Annotated in this window: 3 protein-coding genes and 2 pseudogenes; 2 read left to right on the top strand and 3 right to left on the bottom strand. The window is 66.7% G+C overall.

Annotated elements, in window-relative coordinates; all coding sequences use genetic code 11:
• Positions 1 to 136: 136 nt before the first annotated feature.
• Positions 137 to 583, bottom strand: coding sequence for a hypothetical protein (locus tag ABZ281_RS42095; protein ID WP_356663257.1), 447 nt, complete (start codon positions 581 to 583; stop codon positions 137 to 139).
• Between the two features lie 294 nt (positions 584 to 877).
• On the opposite strand from ABZ281_RS42095, the gene ABZ281_RS42090 reads away from it, so the two are divergent.
• On the top strand, positions 878 to 1,063 hold the full coding sequence (locus ABZ281_RS42090) for a hypothetical protein (RefSeq protein WP_356663255.1): 186 nt from the start codon (positions 878 to 880) through the stop codon (positions 1,061 to 1,063).
• 531 nt (positions 1,064 to 1,594) lie between these two features.
• On the opposite strand, the gene ABZ281_RS42085 is transcribed toward ABZ281_RS42090, so the two are convergent.
• Together ABZ281_RS42085 and ABZ281_RS42080 are read right to left on the bottom strand one after the other, a co-directional pair.
• On the bottom strand, positions 1,595 to 1,849 hold the full coding sequence (locus ABZ281_RS42085; RefSeq protein WP_356663253.1) for a hypothetical protein: 255 nt from the start codon (positions 1,847 to 1,849) through the stop codon (positions 1,595 to 1,597).
• A gap of 58 nt (positions 1,850 to 1,907) precedes the next feature.
• Positions 1,908 to 2,102 (bottom strand): annotated as a pseudogene (locus ABZ281_RS42080) (hypothetical protein); the annotation flags it as partial.
• On the opposite strand from ABZ281_RS42080, the pseudogene ABZ281_RS42075 reads away from it, so the two are divergent.
• Positions 2,100 to 3,561, top strand: a pseudogene (locus tag ABZ281_RS42075) (ISL3 family transposase); the annotation flags it as partial. The pseudogenes ABZ281_RS42080 and ABZ281_RS42075 overlap by 3 nt on opposite strands.
• Positions 3,562 to 3,733: the final 172 nt, after the last annotated feature.

Here is a 3,733-nt window from a genome sequence, read left to right as displayed (position 1 = left end):
CCACCCGGAGCCGTGGAACCCGGCGCCCCCCGACGCGACAGCCGGGCCACCAACCTGCCTACCTGCAGAAATAGCCACCGCGAACAAGCCGAAAGAGTCCGTCAGCAAGCTGACGGACCCTCATGCAAGATCGAGGTTAGAACGGAGGTTCGTCGCTATACCGCAGAGGTTCGTCGAGATGCCCGTCAGACGGCAGAGGTCGCGGGTTCCGGGGGTCGGTGTCGAACACCGCGTGCCATAGCTTCTTGATCTCCGTCCTAGGTGCCTGAGGCGTCTCGATTGCCCATGGGTCGGAATCGAGAGATTTCGTCGCACCGGGATCTATCTGCGCCAGGTCGCACAGGACTGTGAGTATTGCGTCGACTGTGCTCCAGTTGGCTGGGGTGGACAGTCCAACGAGCGTGCGGCGGACGGTTTCCGGGCTGGCGACCGCATTAGGGCACTTCTGCGGGATCAGCTCAGCGATCTTCCGCAGCGTCGGCCTGGAAGCTGCCCTGTAGTAGGTAAAGAGGGCCTCCACGAACTCTCTTCGCGGACCCGGAGCCAACTGCTCCTCCCCCGGCATCCTCAGGACCCGCCCCATGGCTTCCCCTCTCGTTGACACAGGATGTCTAGGGGTACCTCACCATAACTCACGTTGTCACGAGGGGGATCCGCTCATCCTCGCCAGATGAGCAAGCACTTTGAGCAACTGAGACCTGACAGGGAGTCATTTCGGCAGGTCAGTGCGGTGCCTGTGCGAGCACAGGGAAGGTCAGCCGAGCACTGCTCCTGCGAGTCGACCCGGCTCTGCGGGAAAATTGCAGAACGGCTCCCCGCTGCAACGGGGAGCCGTTCTGCATCTGAACCACGATCACCCCTGTGAGAAGGAGTCGTCATGTCCAACTCTGAGCGTACGAGCAGTCACGGGTTAACGAAGCCCCTCGCCACCGTTGCACCTACCTGGCGCAAGGCGCTGCGACGGCTGTCGATCGAGGCGACCGCCGGCCTCGTCCGCGGTGTGTCGACAGCCTTGGGGACGGCAGTCGTCGGCTGGTTCGTGCTCTGGTTCCAGCAGCACTGATCAGAGAGCCCTGGCAGCGGCGGGACCGGATGTTTCAATAGGTGGTCACCCATGAAACACCGGTCCCGGGCGGCGCTGCGCGGCGGCTTTCATGTTTCATGAGTTGTTGCAGGCGGCCACCGTGCCGAAGCTGGGGCCGCTGGCCCAGCCCACTGGCCTGGCGGCCCTCAAGGGGGAGGTCGCACGCCGCTGGGACCGGCCCGCCAAGAATGTGCACTCTGATTCCGGACGGGCTACCGCTGTGTTCCTCGAGTGGCTCAGGCGCTGATCTTGACTATGTCGGGGAATCTTGTCAGCCGCTGGCGGCCCGCCATGATTTCAGCCGGGGGATCCTATGCTGATCCAGAAAGTTTCCGCAGGTCGCCCACCTCGGAAATACATCCCCGTCACGGTACGCGATGCGATATACCGTTGTGGGCCGACGGCGCTGTCAGGCGTGTAGGGATCCGGCTCGGGGCGATCAGCAGACTATCCAGCGGCCCGGCCACCAACTCTCGGCAGATATGTCCTGGCTGTAGTCTAGATCAGGAGCTATCGGGGGTTGTCTGGGGGTCGGATGAGGGCTCGCGCCAAGTGGTTGCGGCTCTTCGCGTCGTCGGCCGCGTACTGGCGTATAAGCCCGCAGTCACCACAGGCAAGCGTGGCGAGAACGATGCGCTTCCTCGCGTAGTTGTCCCTGAGCCTGACATGGATCGAGCCGTTGTACTCGCTCGGATTGACCTCGACGGGGAAGACTTCGGCCGATCCACAGTCCGGGCATTGCCCCTGCTTCATGCTTGCCTTCATTGTTTTACTCTGTCAGTAAGATCTGCTGCGGTGAAGTGCTTTGGGTGCGGTTCCTCTCGTAGACCCCGCCGGGCCGGGCGGCGATGTCCCGGTTCCGTTTCGTGCTCAGCCGGAACGTCGGATGACGCCGCTCCAGGTCCTCCAGGAGGCGGTAGGACGTCGCCCGGCTGGGCAGGTCCTCCTCCTCGAACCCCCTGGCCAGCAGCCGGGCCCGGGTCCGCTCGATGACCATCTTGCGCGACGGCTTGGACTGGCCCGTGCCGCTCCGGCGGCTCTTCGTCCACCGCCTCGCCGTGTGTCGGCGCGGACCCGGGACGATCCGGTGCCGTGCCCGGTGTGCGGGCAGCCGACGGGGCGGGTGCATGGCTTCCACGGGCGGGTGGTCGCGGACGTGCCGGTGGACGGGCGGCGGGTCGTGGTGTCGGTGCGGGTCCGGCGCCTGGGCTGCCGGGTGCTCGGCTGTCCGCGGCAGACGTTCCGCGAGCAGGTTCCCGGCGTCGTGGAGCGCTACCAGCGTCGCACCAACCGCCTGGCCGACCAACTCGGCTCCGTCGTCAAGGAGTTAGCGGGCCGGCCGGGCGCCCGCCTCTCCCGCGTGCTGGCTTGCGCGATCTCCGGCTCGACCGCCCTGCGCTTGCTCATGCGCAGGGCGGTACCGCCGCTGCGCGTCCCGCGCGTGCTCGGCATCGACGACTTCGCCCTCAAGCGCCGGCACCGCTACGCCACCGTGATCATCGACGCCGAGACCGGCGAGCGGATCGACGTCCTGCCTGACCGCACCGCCCAGACCCTGGTCGCGTGGCTGCGCGAGCATCCCGGGGCCGAATACGTCTGCCGCGACGGCTCCACCATTAGAGGCGATCCGCCAGGCCCTCCCCGAAGCGGTGCAGGTCAGCGACAGGTGGCACCTGTGGTCCAACCTGTGCGGCAAGGTCCTGGCCGAGGTCCGCTCCCACGCCGCCTGCTGGGCGACCGCTGTGAACCCCGCCCGGCCCGGGGGCGTACGCGAGCAGACCACCCGCGAGCGCTGGCAGCGGGTCCACAAACTGCTCGACCAAGGTGTCGGCCTGCTCGAATGCGCCCGCCGCCTCGATGTCGCCCTGAACACCGTCAAGCGATACGCCCGCATGAAGGAGCCCACCGGCGACCGCCGCGCACCCCGCTACAAGCCGACGCTCGTCGACCCCTACCGCGACCACCTCCGCACCCGCCGCGCGGATGACCCGGCCGTTCCCGTCCTCCAACTCTTCCGGGAGATCAGGGGGTTGGGCTACACCGGGAGCCTCAACCTGCTCTACCGCTGCATCACCCAGGGCCGCGCCGAGGGCGACAAGCCGGTCACCACCCCGCAGCGCTTCGCCCACCTCCTGCTCACCCATCCCGAGAACCTGCGTGACAAGGACACCGCACTACTGCGGGAACTCACCGAAGCCTGCCCTGAGATCAGCGAACTCGCCCGCCTCACCGGCGAGTTCGCTCAGCTACTGACCCCAGCGGAGGGCAACGACGCCAAGCTCACCGACTGGATCACCACGGTTCGCGCCGCCGACCTGTCCCACCTGCACTCCTTCGCGAACGGCCTCGAACTCGACCGCGCCGCCGTCGACGCCGGACTCACCCTCCCGTACCACAACGGCCGCACCAAGGGCGTCAACACGCGAACCAAGCGGATCATGAGGCAGATGCACGGCCGAGCCGGGTTCCCCCTACTACCGCATCCTCCTCCAGTCATCACCACACAGCGCTACCACCGATTACGGGACAGAGCCGCTCGTTTGACAGACCCGTACCTAGTAGGGCTTGGTCAGGTCGGTGCGCGGGTGGGTATGTCGCGGTTGCAGGTGGGGCAGGCGCCGGTCCAGGTTGCGAGGAGTGTCTGAAGCT

Origin of the sequence: Streptomyces sp. NPDC006265, from assembly GCF_040613555.1 — a bacterium.
In the GTDB taxonomy this organism is placed as follows: domain Bacteria; phylum Actinomycetota; class Actinomycetes; order Streptomycetales; family Streptomycetaceae; genus Streptomyces.
This window is presented reverse-complemented; position numbering and strand designations above follow the sequence as displayed.

Excerpts from the sequence above, each read along its gene's own strand:
- ABZ281_RS42085 (WP_356663253.1), bottom strand. The coding sequence starts at position 1,849 with ATGAAGGCAAGCATGAAGCAGGGGCAATGCCCGGACTGTGGATCGGCC.
- ABZ281_RS42095 (WP_356663257.1), bottom strand. The coding sequence starts at position 583 with ATGGGGCGGGTCCTGAGGATGCCGGGGGAGGAGCAGTTGGCTCCGGGT.
- ABZ281_RS42090 (WP_356663255.1), top strand. The coding sequence starts at position 878 with ATGTCCAACTCTGAGCGTACGAGCAGTCACGGGTTAACGAAGCCCCTC.